Source organism: Terrimonas ferruginea DSM 30193 (genome assembly GCF_000425585.1).
Lineage (GTDB): Bacteria > Bacteroidota > Bacteroidia > Chitinophagales > Chitinophagaceae > Terrimonas > Terrimonas ferruginea.
This window is the reverse complement of the sequence record NZ_AUDS01000020.1, coordinates 75,658-94,794: the sequence shown is the minus strand read 5'-3', so window position 1 is coordinate 94,794 and position 19,137 is coordinate 75,658. Positions and strand designations below refer to the sequence as shown.

Sequence of the window (19,137 nt, the reverse complement as noted above, 5' to 3'; positions counted from 1 at the left end):
AGACATGCAGACCCTGACAGCACAAAAAAATTATTTTAAAACCATTGGTGTCATTGGCTATGAAGGACCTGAAAGCCGCAATCCGCTTGCCTTCCGCTGGTACAATCCTGAACAGGTGGTTGGCGGAAAAACGATGAAAGACTGGTTGCGTTTTGCAGGCGCCTACTGGCATTCTTTCTGCGGCAACGGCGGCGACCCTTTTGGCGGCGCCACGCATATTTTCCCCTGGGATAATGCCAGCGATCCGCTGCAACGCGCCAAAGATAAAATGGATGCCGCCTTTGAATTCTTTACCAAACTCAGCCTTCCCTATTATTGCTTTCATGACGTAGACATCGTTGACCACACCGATGATATTGAAGAGAACGAAAAAAGAATGGCGGCGATCACGGCTTACGCCCGTGAAAAACAAAATACATCGGGTGTAAAATTATTATGGGGAACCGCCAATCTCTTTTCGCATAGACGTTACATGAATGGCGCCGCTACCAACCCCGACTTTCATGTATTAACACATGGAGCTGCACAGGTAAAAGCCGCGCTCGATGCAACGATCGCGCTCGATGGAGAGAATTACGTCTTCTGGGGCGGACGCGAAGGTTACATGAGCCTCCTCAACACCAACATGAAACGCGAGAAAGAACACCTCGCCAGATTTTTACAGACGGCGCGCGATTACGCACGGCAAAACGGATTCAAAGGAACGTTCTTCATTGAGCCGAAACCTTGTGAACCCTCCAAACATCAATACGATTACGACAGCGAAACCGTCATCGGTTTTCTCCGCCAGTTTGATCTGCTCGGTGATTTCAAATTGAATATTGAAGTAAACCATGCCACACTTGCCGGACATACCTTCTCGCATGAATTGCAGACAGCCGTAGATGCGGGCGTGCTCGGCAGCATCGATGCCAATCGCGGCGACTATCAGAATGGATGGGACACGGACCAGTTTCCCAATAACGTACCCGAACTCACCGAAGCCATGCTGGTGATACTGGAAGCCGGAGGTTTTGGCGGTGGTGGCATCAACTTCGATGCGAAAATCCGCCGCAACTCCACCGACGCGGAAGATATTTTTCATGCGCATATCGGCGGTATGGATGCATTTGCGCGTGCGCTGGTAATAGCAGATCGTGTGCTTACTGATTCAGATTACAGCAAATTGCGGAAGGCCCGTTATAGTAGTTTTGACAACGGTAAAGGAAAAGAATTTGAGGAAGGCAAACTCAGCCTGGCCGATCTGAGAGACTACGCGGTGAAAAACGGTGAACCTGCTACCATCAGCGGCAGACAGGAATATCTCGAGAACATACTGAACTGGTATCTCTGATAAACCGGTGGCTGTTTCATAGCGGCCGCCGGCTTTTTTTAACTCCATAATCAGCTCCTATGCGCTTGCCAAAAGGAAAGACATTCTTTCTTCTCGCCCTCCTATGCCTGTCCGGCACCTTGTATAGTCAGCGTGGTCTACTGCGCAATCCTGTGCTCGCCGGATTTTATCCCGATCCATCGATCTGCAGGGCGGGTGATGATTATTACCTGATCAACTCCTCCTTTGCTTATTTTCCGGGGCTTCCCATTTTCCACAGCCGCGATCTTTTAAACTGGGAACAGATCGGTCATGTGCTCGACAGGCCTGAACAACTGCCACTTGATGGTGCCGGTGTATCAAGGGGTTTGTTTGCACCTTCCATCCATTACCACAACGGAAAATTTTATGTGGTATGCACCTTGATTGATAAGCTCGGAAATTTTGTGGTAACGGCAACCGATCCGCGCGGACCATGGAGCAATCCCGTTCCCTTACCCAAAGTAGACGGTATAGATCCTTCGATCTTCTTCGACGACAATGGAAAATCCTATATTGTTTACAACAGCATTCCGCCAGACAACAAATCATTGTGGAATGGCCATCGTACCATCCGTATGCGCGAATGGAATGCGGCAACCTATGAAGTGAGTGACAAGGAAACGATTCTCATCAATGGCGGCACGGATACCAGCCGTCACCCCGTATGGATCGAAGGGCCACACATTTATCAAAAAGACGGATATTATTACCTGCTTTGTGCCGAGGGTGGTACCGGTTACAATCATTCATCGGTGATCTTCCGCAGCAAAAGTGTCGCCGGACCTTATGCTTCGTTTGAAAGCAATCCTATCATGACACAACGCGATCTCGATCCTGCGCGGCCAAATCCGGTTACGACCACCGGCCATGCGGATTTTGTAGAAACGCCGTCTGGCGAATGGTGGGCCGTGTTCCTGGCCTGCCGTCCTTATGAAGGCGATCATTACAATACAGGTCGTGAAACCTTTATGGCACCGGTAACATGGAACAACGGCTGGCCGGCCATGATACCTGCAGGGGAAACGGTAAAGTACCGTTACCCAATCAATGTTAATGGTAAAAAAACAAAAGCACAATTCAACAACAACTTTACATTCACTGACCGCTTTCGTGATACCGTTTTGAACAAGCGCTATGTTTTTCTGCGTACTCCTTCGGAGAAATGGTATTCCTCCGGAAAGGGTGCGCTTGCGGTGAAACTGCGTCCTGAAACCTGTGGTGGTAAAAGCAATCCTTCTTTCATCGGGTTCCGGCAACCGCATCTCAACGGTGATGCTTCGGTGCAACTGCAATTCCATACCACAAAAGAAAATCAGAAAGCCGGCCTGCTGGTTTTTCAGAATGAAAAGCATTATTACTTTCTGGGAGTAACAAAGCAAAACAATCAGCCATTTATCGGGCTCTACAAAGGTGGCGAAACGGATACGCTGCTCACGGGCGTTACGCTTTTACCTAAAGCAACAAATTGTTATCTGAAAATCGAAGCCCGGCAGCATACCTATGCGTTCTACTTTTCGATGGACGGCAAACGCTGGCAACTGCTGGCCGATAATATCGACGCGAAATATCTCAGTACCAAAACTGCCGGAGGATTTACGGGCTGCCTGTACGCGATGTATGCCACTTCCAGCGGCGTGCCTTCCCAAAACACCGCCGTGTTCAAACAATTTACCTGCACAAGCCGCGATAAAACCTATTGACATGAAAAAAGGATTGCTTGCCTGTTTCATTTTATTAATAGCAACGGAGATTTCTGCGCAAATCGTTGACACCACAGGCCGAAACGGATTTTCATTGGCGAAAGCAATTTTGTATACCGACACTCGTGAAGCAAAAGTGGTACAGCAGGCTGCACAATTGCTCCGGGAAGATATTTATAAAGTAACCGGTGCAAAACTTCAAATCGTGCACAGTTTGCCCAAAGAGCCCTGCGATTTGATTGTGATCGGTACGCCGGAGAACAGTGAATTGATCAAAAAAGGAAAATTCAACACCGCTGCTATTCTGGGGAAATGGGAAGCCTTCTCGCTTCAATCTTCCGCTTCTTCTTTTTATGCCGGCAAACAAACATTGCTGATCGCCGGCAATGACCGGCGCGGCGTGACTTTCGGTGTTTTTGAATTAAGCAAACAATTGGGCGTATCTCCTTGGTATTGGTGGGCCGATGTACCGGTTGTATCGCGTCCCAGCCTTTCCATAAAACCGGATGCGCGGCAAACGGAAGCGCCGGCCGTTCAGTACAGAGGCATTTTTATCAATGACGAAGCGCCCGCCTTGAGCAACTGGAGCCGTATGCAGTTCGGCGGCTTCAACCATAAATTTTATGAAAAAGTATTTGAGCTCATGTTACGGCTCAAAGCCAATTATCTGTGGCCGGCGATGTGGGGCAGTGCTTTTTACGATGATGATTCTCTCAATGCAAAAACCGCCGATGATTACGCCATTGTAATCGGCACATCCCATCATGAGCCACTCATGCGTGCACACGACGAATGGCGTCGTTATGGAAAGGGAGATTGGGATTATAATACCAACGCCGCTGCGCTGAAAGAGTTCTGGAAGCAGGGTATGCAACGGGCGAAAAATGAAAAGATCGTAACGCTGGGAATGCGCGGTGACGGCGACAAACCCATGAGCCGCGAAACGGCAACCGCGCTTTTAGAACAGATCGTTACCGATCAACGTCAACTCATCAGCGACGTAACCGGCAAAGAACCCGAGGCCACTCCGCAACTCTGGGCTTTGTACAAAGAAGTACAGGACTATTATGATAAAGGAATGCGCGTGCCCGACGACGTCACGCTTTTGCTTTGTGACGACAACTGGGGAAATGTACGGAGGCTGCCAACCTTGGATATGGTGAAACGCAAAGGCGGTTACGGCCTCTATTATCACTTCGATTATGTAGGCGGTCCCAGAAATTATAAATGGATCAACACCAATAATCTTGCCCGCGTATGGGAGCAGTTGCATCTAACGAAAATCCACGGCGTAGATAAAATATGGATCGTGAATGTCGGTGACATCAAACCGATGGAATTACCCGTATCCTTTTTCCTTGATTACGCCTGGCAACCAGGTAACATAAAAGCAGATGGCGTTAAAAAATACGTGGAGCAATGGGCTGCCGCACAATTTGGCAATACATTATCTGCTGACATTGGTGATGTGTTGTGGCGCTACAGTCAATTGAGCAGCCGCCGCAAACCGGAACTGTTATCCCCTGAAACTTATTCTTTAACCAATTATGGAGAATGGGACCGCGTGATAGTGGAATGGGATGCGTTGACAAAAGATGCGCAGCAACTGCAAAACCTACTGCCCGATTCTGCCAGGGATGCTTATTTCCAATTGGTACTACATCCGGTGCTTGCCTTCGGAAATCTCCACCATCTCTACTACGCCGTCGCCAATAACCGTTTTGCCGCCCGGCAAAAACTCAACACTACGAATGCCTGGGCAAAAAAGGCAGAAGAACATTATAAAAAGGACTCGCTGATCACACAACTTTATCATCAACTGCGGAATGGCAAATGGGCGCACATGATGAGCCAGACGCATATCGGCTATACCGGATGGCAACAACCCGAACGTAATACAATGCCTGCCCTTACTTATTTAACCGACAACGAAGCAGTTTTCTATCCGCAAGATTCTGCCAGCCAGTTGCGTACGGCGCTTGATCTCGTACCGGCTAAAACGACTAAAGGTTCTTATGAACGAAACGGTTATGTTTCCATTCCGGCAGATGGTTATACCAATAAGGTTGATGAAAAGATATGGATAACGATTCCTGGTATCGGACTGACCGGCGCCGGCGTAATGCGAACGCCTGCAATGGAGGGAGACAGAGCACCTGCGCTGGAATATGAAATCTACGTGTACGATACCGGGCGCATCACGTTACAGGCTTTCTTTTCACCAACGCTTAATCTCTATCATACAACAGAAGGTTTAACGTATGATGTTTCGCTCGATAAGGAGCAGACACAAAGAATATCCGTGAACGCTGATGATCAGGATACAAGGACATGGGGAAAATGGGTAGCGGAAAACAAGATCGTCGTGGAAAGCCGGCATCATATTTCCACGCCCGGACTTCATGTTATTTATATTTCTCCGCAGATGGGGTTGGTGCTTCAAAAAATGGTAGTATCATTTAGTCCCTTGCAGGAAAGTTATCTCGGTCCTCCTGCAACCAGTATCGGTGATCCGGCAAATAAAAATTAAGCCATGAAAAAAATAGTAGTCATATCCCTGTTATGGTTAACCGCGTGCGCGCCAAAACCAACGGCTGTAACCGAAGACAAAGGATTAAAGGATTATTACCGTTCCTATTTTCCCGTCGGTGTGGCCGTTTCTTCTGCCGCACTTGAACGTGCTGATGAGCGTGCACTCATCCTTCGTGAGTTCAACAGCCTTACACCGGAGAATGCCATGAAGATGGGACCGATTCATCCTGCACCCGACCGCTATTACTGGACCGAAGCAGACAAGATCGCGGCCTTTGCCCGTGAACACCACCTGAAACTCCGCGGACACACATTATGCTGGCACAACCAGGCACCCGATTGGTTTTTTATTGATGAAAAAGGAAAAACTGTTTCGAAAGAAGTATTGCTGGCGCGATTGAAAGAACATATCACCACCGTTGTCAATCGCTACAAAGGCACTATCTACGCCTGGGATGTGGTAAACGAAGCCATTTCTGATAAACCCGATGAATACCTGCGCCCCTCTTTGTTTTACCAGATCTGCGGTGAAGAGTATATCGAAAAAGCTTTTGAATATGCACATGCAGCCGATCCGAAAGCATTGCTTTTTTACAATGATTACAACGAGATAAGTCCTGTTAAGCGCAAAAAGATTCATCGCCTGGTAAAAGGTTTACTGGACAAAGGCATACCCATCCACGGCATCGGTCTGCAGGCGCATTGGGCCGTGAATGAACCCGACAACACACAGTTGCAGCAAACATTACAGGAGTTAGGCAGTCTCGGTTTGCCTCTACAGATAACTGAACTCGACGTATCCGTTTATCCGAAAGAACACAATGCCCGCGATCGAAAACAGGAAGACAATGATACGCGGTTTAGCACTGAACGTGAACAAAAACAACGAGACTTATATACACAAGCCTTTCGTCAATTCAGGGGAATGGGCAAGCAACTCACCAGCGTTACGTTCTGGAATATTTCCGATCGCCATAGCTGGCTGGACGATTTTCCGGTAAAAAACAGAAAGGATTATCCGTTGTTGTTTGATACGACGTTGAAACGGAAGGCGGTATATGGAGAAGTGGCGGGATTCAGAAAGTGAACGCGAATAGCCTTAGCAGATATAAGTCTTTGTTAATATAAGATCGAATCACTAACTTTCGTCGGTAATTCCACTACAATAAAATCGTTAGAAAACCGTTCTACTACTAAACTATTTAGTATATTTGCATCGAATGTTTTACTTCTCAAACGATACCGCATTTACGCAAGATCAGATCAATAAGATCGGCAATACAATTATTTATCTGTCAAAAAAGTTTTCAGATTTGAACAAAACAAAAATCTTGAAAACACTTTTTCTTCTGGAAGAGGCCGCGATAAAGAAATACGGGTTCCCTTTTTTTGGCATAGATTTTCAACTGTGGAAGCACGGTCCTGTCGCAAAGGACATTTTCATAGACTTATCTGAACAGTCTCCTTCTTTGCTTGCTGAATTTATTACAAGAGATGAAAATAATCCGGCTTCCTTTAAAGCATTGAAAGAGTTTTGTGACGATGAGTTCAGTGACAACGATATTCAAATTCTTGAATATGTATCCGATTTTGTAAAGGATAAAAGTGCCTCTGCCTTGGTAAAACAAACCCATGGTTTAAATTCCCTTTGGCGTAAATCTGCTATAAAAAACGGAGTCTTGGAGCTTCTGGAAAATGAATTAAAGAATAGCACCGAAATCAATATAGATTTTTCAATTCTTTTTGAACACGATAAATATTTGAGAGAACGCTTTGAAGAGATGAAGGAAACATTAGAATTTTCAAAGCAGCTAAAAAAATAAATGTGTTCACAGCAGGTCATATCATTTACTTCCCAACTTTCTATTTTAAAAATGGCAACACTGCTAAACCGAAGTACTTTATTGTTCTGAGAATAATCGATGGCAAAACTATTGTCGCTTCGCTACCCACACGTGTTAATAATGCGCCCACTTTAATTAATGTATTACATGGTTGCATAAATCAAGATGATAGGGTGTTTAACTGTTACACTTTTGAGCCGGGAAGAGTAATTTGTGACAATGGTTTTTTCTTCGATTTACCTACGTTTATATACGGAAATCAGGTTGAAGATTATGACGTCGAAATATTTGAAGAAGTTTATCGAATAGAAGGAATAGATTATGAAATAAAAGGAACATTAAATGATGATGAGTTTGAGAGAATAACTAATTGTATCAAAAACAGTGCAAGTACTAAACGCAAAATAAAACGATTACTTAGTTGATTTAAAATTTCTCACGTCATCATTCAACCCTTAAAAGGCAGCGGCACCAGGAATTTCATCTCCTTCAGCCATACCGATAACAGGTTCGTCCATTGATCAACGGACCCGGGATTCTCCACCAGCCGGATAGAATGCGCACCCTGCGGAAACACATGATAACTCGCGGGTACATGTTGTTGTAATAATGAAGTATAATAGAAAAGACTGTTCTGCACACGAACGGTGCTGTCATTGCTCGCATGGACGATGAAGGTGGCGGGATTGCGGGACGTTACACCATTTTCCAATGAATATTTTTTGACCAATGCAGGCGATGCATTATTTCCCAACAGATTATTCCTGCTGCCAACATGTGCGTATTCACCTAAAGAAATAACAGGTGACAATAACACGGCAAAGTCGGGACGATAATTGACGGTATCAAGCGCATCTTTGATCTTCGAAACATCTTCTGTGGCATTGGCCAGTTGCGCAGCGAGGTGTCCGCCCGCAGAAGTGCCCATTACGCCGGTACGCCCGGGTATAAGCTTCCATTTATCCGCTTGTGAGCGAAGCAGTTTCATGGCGCGTTGTGCATCCTGCAAAGGAGCCAGCTCGCGGTTCACCAGATCGGTCTGGTGCGGCAGCCGGTAGATCAATACAAAAGCAGCAATGCCCTGGGTGTTGTACCATTTCGCCAGGTTAAATCCGTTGTAAATATGCGAGAGACGCGCGTAACCGCCACCGGGACAGATCAGCACGGCGGTGCCGGTGTTCTCTGCCTGTGCAACGGGAAAACAATAAATACCCGGCGTTCCCACACGCACAATACGTTCGTTGAAGATGGAATCCGTAACTGGTTTCCCGTTGAAGTTGGGTTTGCGGCCATCGGGCCATAAGGGAATAAATTCCTGCGCAAGGACCTGCTGACAAAGAATCAGCAGCAAAACAAACAGACGGACTTTCATGTGCTATCAGTTTTTTGAAGGCTTCCAGTCACCGAATATACGACCGGTAGTGTAAGCGGCCGCCTGCTTCTTTGTCAACTGATGACTCCAGGCTACACGGCCTGCAGTAGCAGCACCGGGACCGGAGTTCTTGTATTCGGCATAAAAAGCGGTCTTTTCGTTTTCAGGATTGCGCCAGTTTTCCCAACCTTCTGCGCGGATATGCGCGCCCATTTCACAACCAATAAAAACTGTGCGCGCATAAGCACGCCAGGGACGGCCGAGATAAACTTGTTTGGCTTCATCATTGGCAGTAAGCTTGCAATTCAGAAATACATAACCAAACTGTTTCCATGCCGGCGTCGATGCTGCGGTGATATAGGAATTGCTCAGACTGCGGATAATACAGTTTTCAAAAACAACCGTAGCCGGACCGAAAATAAAATCGGTAGTACCTTCAATGATGCAGCCGATATAATATTGTCTCGAACTGTCGTTCGCCGTCAGCAAGGTGTCCTGGTTGCCAAATAACCGGCAATTATTAACCGTTACGCGGTCTCCATCCACATGCAGGGCAACAGCCTGACCCACGCGGCCGGCTGTGTTGCGGATGGTAAGATCTTTGATCGTGATGTCATTTCCCTGCACCCACATCGTGTAAGAAGAGAAAGTACTGTACTTCGATTTATCTGCGACTGTATCTTTTGATTTGAATTTTCCCGAATAATCATCATTGGTAATGATGGTGCTGTCAGGATTCTCACCGGTAATTGTAAGATTGGTAACCCAGGAAGGGATGATCAGTTTTTCCTTATACACACCATTGCGGATATGCAATTGCAAAGCAACCGGCGAGTAAGCGCGGAAAGCATTGATCGCTTCCTGGATGGTGCGGTAATCGCCGGAGCCATCTGTGGCTACGGTGAGTTTCGATGGATAATTCTGCTGCGCAAATACGAGCGAACTTATCAGCAATAACAAAGATGCAAACAGGGACCGCATAGGCTTTCTGATTATTCGGATACGAGGCTGTTAAGATAAACCTCAATATTGGTATACTGCTTATTCAGGGAAAATAAAGCAGCGTCCGATGCATCATGGGGGTTCAGTCCATTTCTTATTTCCCATTCATCGGGTATGCCATCCCCGTCTTTATCAACAGGCGCAGGCAATGTTTTCAATGCCGGCCATGCGGCTACCGTGGCTTCATAAGGCGTACCGTGCGGATAACCGCCCTGCACGTCGATAATGCGACCCGTTCCTTTCTCTACCTCACCAATGATACGCTGATCGAGTGTATCACGTTTATAGCTGGCACCTGCATTGAGCAGTACTGCTTTATAAGCTTTCTCCGCTGATACGCGTGGGAGGTTCACTACTTCAAACGGATTTTTTGCAGTCACCATAGCGAGATCGGCATCGGTATTCTTGCCGGCATGCACTCCCAACCGATTATCCGTTGTTACGTCGGGACGTCCCCAAACATAATTTCCTTCCACAAAAAACTGGCCGGCACCCGGCGCTTCGATGGTTGGATTCACAATGCGGTGCCGCACATTTTTGCCCGTAGCCGGACCGGGCTTATAATAGTTATTGACAATGTTGTATTCACCTCTTTCGCCGCCATACGCACTGTTGTGTCCCCAGTTATAGATCACATTGTTCCTGAAATCCACGAGTTCACGATCCGCACCCAACCTCACACCATTGAAACGCGGATTGCGGCTGGTACAATGTGCGAAAAGATTATGATGCGCCGATAAATGAGCACCACCCCAGATGCCACCATAACCATGTTTCTCGAAATCGGTATCCCCTTTTTCAAAATGATAAGAATAGTTCAGCGGTTCGGAAATGATGTTCCATTGCAACGTAGTGCTATCGCCGCCATAGATACTGCATACTTCATCCGTGCTCCAGCTCATGCTGCAATGATCGATGATCACCTGTTTGTTGCGGCTGCCGCCAAATGCATCATCGCTGCCCGCACCATCAACCATTCCCTTGTTCTGGTACCGATCGCCCATGCGGAAACGCAGATAACGGATGATGATGTTATCACCATTCATCGTCACAGGATAATCGGCCAGGCAGATACCATCGCCGGGAGCCGATTGACCGGCAATCGTGATATTACCGCGAATGATCAGTTTGGATTGCAGATGAATGGTACCCGAAACAGCAAACACGACTATGCGCGGTTCTTTGGCAGATACTGCTTCGCGGAAGCTTCCGGGTCCGCTGTCATCCAGGTTGGTCACCTTGTATACTTTGCCACCGCGGCCGCCCGTGGTATATTTTCCAAAACCTTCTGCACCGGGAAAAGCAACAGGACGGTCGTCTTTGACCACTACTGCCTGCTTTTGTTGCGCACAAGCGTTGAGCATGGCCGCGCATGAAAGAAGCAGCAAGGTCTTTTTCAGAAGGTGAAAGGTGTAAGGCATAGGGCGGTAAGTATTGAGTAGTAAGTTATAAGTGTTAAGTTAAACAGCCATCATGGTCCCTGAGGTTCTCGAAGGGCCGTGATGGCTGTTTTGAATTTTAACTTTTGACTTTTGAATTAATACCCATAATCCTGTTTCAAATTCCTGTTGGCATCGATGCTTGCCTGCGGGATCGGCAACAGCTCGCTTTTATTTGCCGTAAAACCTGCGGCATAATAAGTAGTGATCGTTGTATTGATCGCTGTACCCAGCCAGGCCACACTGCTGTATCCGGACGGGGCCGGTGTTACGTTGGGTTTGTAATAGGAACCCGCGTAGGTCAGCGTGGTGGAATTATTCAGGAAGTACATGGTAGTGGGATAGGTATTCCACGGTGCCGCACTGCGCGCAGCCATCACCTGTAATTGCGCTTTGGTGGCTGCCAGTTTTGTACCCAGCAGGTTCCAGCGGATCAGGTCATACTTACGGATGCCTTCACCACCCAGCTCGAGTGCGCGCTCTTTTACCAATGAATCAAAAAACTGGGCCTTATTCAAACCGGCCAGGTCAATGGTTGGATCTGCCGTTGCCAAAGGCTTGCCACGACCACGGCGACGGACCTGGTTGATGGCGTTATACGCTGCAGGCGAAGGTCCGTTACCCAGTTCATTGTCGGCCTCTGCATACATCAGCATTACATCCGACATACGAATTACCGGCCAGTTGAGTCCAAAATATTGTGCAGCGGATGCATTTACATTCGGCGCAATCCAATCGCGGCGGAATTTACCATCCACCATTGTCTGCAGTGTGCGGAAAGATCCGAGTGTGCCGCCTGCATTCGTCACGTTATAAGGCACACACATCACATCACGGCGAAGATCGGTGCTGTCAAACATGTAGAAATAACTGGGCAATACGGTCAATGCTGAGTTACCCAGGCCCGTACCATTACCACGCGGACCATTGTAATAGCCCAGTTTGCTGTCACCCAGCGCACTGGTGCCGCCGCCCATTGCCACTTCCCACAGGATCTCGCCGTTGGGTTCAATGGCATGGCCGCAGATATAATCTTTGAATACGGAGCGGAAGTTGGTGTTCAGCTTGTGATCTGCGGTTTGTTGCATGATCGTATTACACTCGTCTTTCGCTATCTGGTAATAGGTGTTGGGGTCGGAACCACGCACCATCTGCACCGGAGATCTGCGCAGTGAATAGCCCGCGCGATACAAAGCAATGCGCGCACGCAATGCACGGACAGCACCCTGCGTAATGCGTTCGCTGCTGGCACTTGCCTGGGTACGCCAGGGAACAAGTGTGGCGGCGAGTTGCAGATCTTTCAACAGCACTTCATAAATGGAATCGCGATCTGTTTTTCCTTTGTAAAGATCGGTTTGTGTAAAGGAAGGTTCCAATTGAGCAGGGAGATCGCCCCAGTTGCGGATCAGTTCAAGATAATATTGTGCACGAAGCGTCAGCGCTTCCCCGTGCAGCCATTTCAGCTTTGCCTGCTGAGCGGTAGTGCCACCGGTATATTCCGGCATGCGCGGAATATAATAGATACAGAGGTTGGCACGCTCCACTCCTAACCATAATTGGTTAAAAGGACCGGCAAGCTGTGTATTGTTGGCGTTTACATTGTAATGCGCGATGTCGCGGCGTTCGTTGTCGGGATAAGGCGTGCCGCCTTGTCCCATCATCAGGTCATCATCATAAGTATAATACATACTCAGACGGATACCATAACCCTGGTCACCGGTCATTGGCGCATACGCCCCGAGCACCGCCTTTTCGGCATTGATCGCATTATCAAAAACAAATTCAGGACCGAAGGAAGAAATAGGTTCTACTTCGAGGTATTTTTTGCAGGAGCCGAGTGTTACGGCCGCTATTGCTACAATACCGAGTATATAAGATGCGCTTCTTTTCATTTGAGCAGGCATTTACAGATTTAGAAAGTCAGGTTAAGACCAAAAATGAATGTACGGCTGCGCGGGTAGCCTGAATAATCCACACCGGGCGTTACCGGGTTGCCGCGGCGCGTGCTAACCTCCGGATCGTATCCGGTGTATTTGGTGAATACGGCGAGGTTGGTTCCGGTCACGTACACACGGGCGCGCTGCATTTTCATTTTACGCAACAGGGATGAAGCAAAGGTATAGCCAAGGCTTACATTGTTGATGCGCAGGAATGATCCGTCTTCGATCGCCCATGAATGCAATACAAAAGAAGTACTGCTGGTGCTCGGCGACCACATGGTTGCATTGGCATTCAGCGCAGCTAAGGCAACAGGGTCGGTTACTACCTGCCCCTGGCTGTTGATCCTTGTCCAGCGGTTATTAACGATATCCAGCATGTTGGCATTGGCTGTATAACCGGACGTGAACTCGAGTTTGTTGGCATTGTAAATCTCACCGCCAACAGAGAAGTTCAGGAAGATATTCAGGTCAAAATTTTTGTAGGTAAACTGCTGGTTAAGACCGCCGAAGAATTTAGGTTGTGCCACACCGATGATCTGCTTGTCGTTGTCATCGATCTTTCCGTCGGGAGGACCGGGTTTGCCGGTAGCAGGATCGATCGGACCTGCTATATCACGGAAGCGTACGAGACCAGGTTGCGGTGTAGCAGTAATGCTTCCGTTGCTGGCAACGCCGGGTTTCAGGGTATAGGTTTGTGTAGCCGGGTTGTAATCAAATTGATCGATGGTGTAATAACCATCCGTTACAAATCCCCACATCGCACCAACCGGATCGCCTACGCGTACAATGTAATCGGCAGGTGTGTTGGAAAAGCCCCAGCCTGAGTTGGTCAGGAAGAAAGACTGACGGTCGCCGAGGCTCAGCACTTTATTTTTATTAAAGGAAATATTGAAGTTAGCATTCCAGGAGAAATTCTTTTTCTCCAGCACGGCCGCATTTACCTGGAATTCCACACCTCTGTTTTCTGTTGAGCCTACGTTCTGTATCTGCGTAGTGTAACCGGAGGAAGTAGGTACGGGTACGTTGATCAGCAGGTCTTTGGTCGTATTGCGATATACATCGGCGGTGAACTGTATACGGTTGTTGAGAATGCTGAGGTCAAGACCTAGGTTGCGCGATACGGTTGTCTCCCACACAAGATTGGGGTAAGCAAGCGCGGCGGGAGCATAAGCCGTAACCAGTTGCTCGTTGAGCCAGTACTGCGTAGAAGCGGCATATTGTGTCAGGTAACCGAAGTTGGGAATACGGTTATTGCCGGCCTCTCCATAACTCACACGGAGCTTCAGATCGTTAACGGTCGACTTGAGCGACTCAAAGAATTTTTCGTTAGACAAACGCCAGGCCACCGAACCCGAAGGGAAGTAACCCCATTTGTTGCCCGTACCGAATTTAGATGAGCCATCCGCACGCAGGGAAGCCGTAACCAGGTAACGGCTGTCGAAGCTATAGTTAACACGTCCGAAGAAAGACACCATGCGCTCTTCCACTTCCGAAGTGGCAGGACGCGAAGGATCGGTATAAGCCGTGCCCAGGTTGAAGTTGGCTAACGCTGTTTTGGGTGAAATGCCCACAGGGAAATAACGCATCAACTGCACCTGCGTCTTGTAATTGCTTTGGTACAATTCATGACCAGCCAGCATATTGAGGTTATGACGCTTGAAGAATCCGATTTTCGTTTTCGTGGCGTCAAAGGTAAATACGTTGGAATTGTTGATCGTCGTACGTTGTGTATTGGTAATACCAGCCATTGGCTGTACGGAACCGTTCTGACGTGAGTTGCTGGTCAGCGTATCGTCGAAGAACTGTTGTTTGCCATTGTTGAAATCGATACCACCTGTTGATTTGAAGGCAAGGTAAGGTGTGAGTTTATATTCAACATATCCGCTCAGGTTGAGGATATTGTTGAAATTCTTGCGGTACTCGGCATCGTTGAGCAGAACAGGGTTCACCATGTTCATGCCATTGGCATTGGTCTCGTTGAAATAATCCGGGTCAAAGTCGTCGATGTTCTGCCCCTGCAGCAGCATCGGACGATAACGTACGCTCTGACGAAGGCGGTTGGTACCGGCGGAACCGGTAGTGGAAGTACCTGCACCGGTGGTGATGGTATTGTTGTACCGTGTATTGAAACCAACACGGAGTTTGTTATCGAATTTGTGGTCAAACTTGAAAGAAACGAGTTTGCGATCGAAGCCCGATCCCAGCATCAGACCATCTTCCTTGTTGGAAGTAAGGCTGAGGTTGTATTGCGTGGAGGCATTACCACCACTGAGTGCAACGTTATGCGTTTGCATGATGGCATTGCGACCAAACATTTCATCCTGCCAATCTACGAATGGAACATTCTTATAGTTGCTGAGCGTGTCCCAGGTTGTACCATATTGTCTTACGAAATTGGTGCTGTCGGTAGCATTACCGCGGCTGCGTTCGTATTGGTATACCACAAAATCGTAAGGGTTCAGCACTTTCAGTTTGTTGGCAATTTTTCCCACACCGATAAAACCGTTGTAGCTGATCGTGGGCTTCGTGTTCTTGCCGCCTTTGGTCGTAATGATCACTACACCGTTAGCTCCGCGTGAACCGTAGATAGCGGTAGCAGAAGCGTCTTTGAGTACGTCGATCGATTCAATGTCCTGGGGAGATAGGGCAGACAAACCATTTTCCACCTGCACACCATCGATGATGTAAAGCGGAGAATTGTCCTGTGTGATGGAACCGCCGCCGCGTACACGGATCAGCACTTCCGCGTTGGGAGAACCTTCGGTACCCGTTACCTGCACACCGGCAAGACGGCCGGCCAATGCCTGGGCAGCGGAGTTGATAGGTACGTCTTTCAACTGGCGGGCGCTTACGGAAGACACAGAAGCCGTAAGGTCTTTACGTTTCATGGTCTGATAACCCACTACCACCACATCGTCGAGCGAAGAAACGGACCGTTCCAGTTTCACGATCATATTAGCGGTAGCTTCTACAGTTTGGGCCGTAAAGCCGGTGTAGCTGATGGTGAGTTCCGCGTTGGCGCCGGTCACCTGGATGGTAAAATCACCATTCTTATTGGTCTGTGTAGTGTTGGTCGTGCCCTTGACCTGAACGGAAACGCCCTGAAGCGGCGCACCCGTATCATCTGTTACCCGGCCGCTGATCTGGCGGCTTTGGGCAAACAGCAGGGAGCTGGCCCCGAACATCAACAAGCATAAAAACAGTAATTTCCTCATACTGCAATCGTTTTTTTGGTTTGAAGAAAAAAGACAACTCTTTTTCTGAAAAATGCGGGCTTGTAAAAAGGAGCCGGAAGATGACTTGCCCGACGATCAACCCTTCATGGCCGGGCAAGGGGCTCAGAAGAGTGTAGTGACAGGCAATCGCTTCGTTTCGCCTGACAAGTCTAGGCAGATTTTCAGGATTACGAAACCGATTGTATTTTTTTATTTACGCAATCGTTCCCGGCAACGATGGCGTTGCAGGTTGTAAGCCAATACGTTATTTATCCTGCACTATCCTGAACAGGTTTGCGGTGCCAATGACCGGCTCTTATTGTTTTGCGTGTTTATGCCGGGAAGGCTGACGGCAAATCACTACTTTTAGGCGGATATTAAATAATTGATTGCCCATGAAGTTTGAAGCTGTTACCATCAAGGATATTGCCAAGGCGCTCGGACTGTCCACGTCCACCGTTTCGCGTGCGCTGCGGGACAGCTACGAGATCAGTCCCGAGACGAAAAAGCTCGTGCTTGAATACGCCGAAAAGATCAATTATCATCCGAATCCTATTGCGTTAAGCCTTAAAGAACGCAGAAGCCGCTCGATCGGGGTGATCGTGAGCGAAATAGCCAACAGTTTTTTTTCGCAGGCCATCGATGGCATCGAATCCATTGCTTATAATAATGGTTACAATGTAATCATCTCCCAAACCCGTGAATCGCAGGAGCGGGAACAAATCAACTTAAACTACCTCACTTCAAGGTCCGTAGACGGACTGATCATATCGGTATCTGCCGAAACCAGTGATTTCAGCTTTATAAAAGACATCATCAGCCGCGGCATGCCGGTCGTATTCTTCGATCGCGTGGTGCCGGACATTGACACACATAAAGTGGTTGTAGATAATTACCGGGGGGCATTCGACGCCACACGCCATTTGCTGGAAAGTGGTTACCGCCGCATTGCTGCCGTCACAAACAGCGAAACGCTTTCTATTACGCAGGACCGCATGGCGGGTTACCGCGCAGCACTGGCAGAAGAAGGTATAGCAGAAGAGCCCGGCTATATCCGCAGTTGCCCGCATGGCGGGTTGGTACTGGCCGAAGTAAATACGGCCGTGGAGGGACTATTGGCCATGGAAACAAAACCTGATGCCATTCTTGCCTTATCTGACAAACTGACTACGGGTTGTCTCCGCATTTTAAAAAACAAAGGGTTGCAGGTACCCAGGGACATGGGTCTGATCGGTTTTTCCAACTCCGACCTCACCGAACTCATCGATCCGCCTTTGTCCATTATCAAACAACCGGCCCTGGAAATGGGCGAAGTGGCGATGAATTCGTTGCTGCAATTGCTCAACAGCAAGCAACCGGTGACGGAATTCAATACCCATAAATTAGCACCGCAATTGATCATCAGGACTTCTTCGGTGCGGGCGTGAATCGTCAATAGGTGAAGGGTGCCCTGGTTTGAAGCTTTTTCACGCAAAGACGCATAAGGAGCAAAGGCGCAAAGCTTATCACTTAATACCTATTACTTACTACCTTACTGGCTGTTTCATTTTCACATTTACACATTTACACATTCCGCCTTCGGCGGAAAATCCCCTTTTCGGTTGATAAGACCGGCTACTCCGGCAATTACATTTGAGCTTATTCTGATTCTGCATTTAAAAAATTATCATGAAAAAGCTCAACACAATCCTGGCGGTTGCCCTGCTCCTTTTTTTGTCCTCCGGTGCGGAGGCTAAAATCTGGAGACTAAATAACAACACCGGCATTACCGCCGACTTTACCTCATTGGATGCCGCACTGGTCAGCACCTCGGTGCAAAACGGCGACACGCTTCACCTGGAAGCAAGTCCGCTCTCTTATGGAGATGCGACCATCAACAAACGACTGGTGATCATCGGCACCGGCTATTTCCTCGATCCGGCCAATATTACTTTTCCGCCCAACACCGGCTTGCAATACAAAACACAACAATCAATCGTCCGTTTTATCAGCCTCACTGCCGATGCCGCCGGAAGCAAGTTTAACGGTATATCATTCCTGTCAGGCACGCTCTCCGGCGCGGTATGGACAAACATTACTTTTGAAAAATGTTATATCGCAGAAAACTTCACCGTTCCGAATGCCGCTAACAGCGGATTGGTGATCCGCAAATGTTTTATCGACAATACTGTCCTCAATTGCACGCTTGGGTCATTGACCGATTTTACTTGCGAAAACAATATTTTCTTTGGCTTCTGGGGCAGCATCAATATGCCCAACCTGAGCGGCACCAATAATATTTTCCGCAATAACAGTTTTGCTACTCCTGCACCTACCGCTGTTTCTGCGCTGGCAAACTGTTACGTGGCCAATAATATTTTCACCAACAATAACGGTACGCCTATTGGATTTACCAACTGCAACATAAAAAACAATCTTTTCTCCCAAAACCAGCCGCTGCCCGGTACGGCCATCGGCAATCAGATCAACGTCAACATGGCCGATGTATATGCGGGTGGTAGTACAGGAAGCTGGGATTCACGGCTTGCATTAAAAGCGGGCTCTCCTGCTATCGGTGCAGGTGTTACGGTTGGCAGTGTGGTTAGCCCCAATTGCGGTGCATTTGGAGGAACAGATCCTTACAGGCTTTCCGGTATTCCTGACGTTCCAGCTATCTATAGTCTTACGGTGCCTTCTTCTATTCCTTCCGGCACCAACAGCATGAACGTAACCTTTAGTACACGGAGCAACAATTGATTT

General features: G+C 48.0%; 13 protein-coding genes. 8 read left to right on the top strand and 5 right to left on the bottom strand.

Annotated elements, in window-relative coordinates; all coding sequences use genetic code 11:
- The first annotated feature begins 4 nt into the window (after nt 1-4).
- The 6 genes from xylA to H608_RS0108090 all read left to right on the top strand — a co-directional run bounded on the left by xylA (nt 5) and on the right by H608_RS0108090 (nt 7,855).
- A complete protein-coding gene (gene xylA, locus H608_RS0108115) occupies nt 5-1,333 on the top strand; it encodes a xylose isomerase (protein WP_028787239.1) in 1,329 nt (442 codons plus the stop codon).
- Nucleotides 1,334-1,392: 59 nt separating this feature from the next.
- Entirely contained in the window at nt 1,393-3,054 is a 1,662-nt protein-coding gene (locus tag H608_RS0108110; RefSeq protein WP_028787238.1) for a glycoside hydrolase family 43 protein, read from the top strand.
- Nucleotide 3,055: 1 nt separating this feature from the next.
- Nucleotides 3,056-5,584, top strand: coding sequence for a glycosyl hydrolase 115 family protein (locus H608_RS21690; RefSeq protein WP_038007769.1), 2,529 nt, complete (start codon nt 3,056-3,058; stop codon nt 5,582-5,584).
- A 3-nt stretch (nt 5,585-5,587) separates the two neighbouring features.
- Nucleotides 5,588-6,673 (top strand): endo-1,4-beta-xylanase, encoded by a 1,086-nt coding sequence (locus tag H608_RS0108100; RefSeq protein ID WP_038007766.1) that lies wholly within the window; start codon nt 5,588-5,590, stop codon nt 6,671-6,673.
- A gap of 244 nt (nt 6,674-6,917) precedes the next feature.
- Nucleotides 6,918-7,409, top strand: coding sequence for a type II toxin-antitoxin system antitoxin SocA domain-containing protein (locus H608_RS0108095; RefSeq protein WP_162142855.1), 492 nt, complete (start codon nt 6,918-6,920; stop codon nt 7,407-7,409).
- 2 nt (nt 7,410-7,411) lie between these two features.
- Nucleotides 7,412-7,855 carry a hypothetical protein gene (locus H608_RS0108090; protein WP_028787235.1) on the top strand — a complete coding sequence of 148 codons (444 nt, stop codon included), beginning with the start codon at nt 7,412-7,414 and terminating at the stop codon, nt 7,853-7,855.
- A 23-nt stretch (nt 7,856-7,878) separates the two neighbouring features.
- Here the strand turns inward: H608_RS0108090 and H608_RS0108085 are convergent, their stop codons facing one another.
- The 5 genes from H608_RS0108085 to H608_RS0108065 form a co-directional block, all read right to left on the bottom strand.
- Nucleotides 7,879-8,802: an alpha/beta hydrolase gene (locus H608_RS0108085; protein WP_028787234.1), complete on the bottom strand. Its 924-nt coding sequence runs from the start codon at nt 8,800-8,802 to the stop codon at nt 7,879-7,881.
- A 6-nt stretch (nt 8,803-8,808) separates the two neighbouring features.
- Nucleotides 8,809-9,783 carry a pectinesterase family protein gene (locus H608_RS0108080; protein ID WP_028787233.1) on the bottom strand — a complete coding sequence of 325 codons (975 nt, stop codon included), beginning with the start codon at nt 9,781-9,783 and terminating at the stop codon, nt 8,809-8,811.
- Between the two features lie 11 nt (nt 9,784-9,794).
- The gene (locus H608_RS21685) at nt 9,795-11,225 is read right to left on the bottom strand and encodes a pectate lyase family protein (RefSeq protein ID WP_211227046.1); all 1,431 of its coding nucleotides are present in this window, start codon (nt 11,223-11,225) and stop codon (nt 9,795-9,797) included.
- Between the two features lie 116 nt (nt 11,226-11,341).
- Entirely contained in the window at nt 11,342-13,135 is a 1,794-nt protein-coding gene (locus tag H608_RS0108070; RefSeq protein ID WP_028787232.1) for a RagB/SusD family nutrient uptake outer membrane protein, read from the bottom strand.
- Nucleotides 13,136-13,155: 20 nt separating this feature from the next.
- Nucleotides 13,156-16,398 carry a SusC/RagA family TonB-linked outer membrane protein gene (locus H608_RS0108065; RefSeq protein WP_028787231.1) on the bottom strand — a complete coding sequence of 1,081 codons (3,243 nt, stop codon included), beginning with the start codon at nt 16,396-16,398 and terminating at the stop codon, nt 13,156-13,158.
- 395 nt (nt 16,399-16,793) lie between these two features.
- On the opposite strand from H608_RS0108065, the gene H608_RS0108055 reads away from it, so the two are divergent.
- Nucleotides 16,794-17,825, top strand: a complete 1,032-nt coding sequence (locus H608_RS0108055; RefSeq protein ID WP_028787229.1) for a LacI family DNA-binding transcriptional regulator — start codon at nt 16,794-16,796, stop codon at nt 17,823-17,825.
- Nucleotides 17,826-18,066: 241 nt separating this feature from the next.
- Complete coding sequence (locus H608_RS0108050) at nt 18,067-19,134, top strand: hypothetical protein (protein WP_028787228.1); 1,068 nt, start codon at nt 18,067-18,069, stop codon at nt 19,132-19,134.
- Nucleotides 19,135-19,137: the final 3 nt, after the last annotated feature.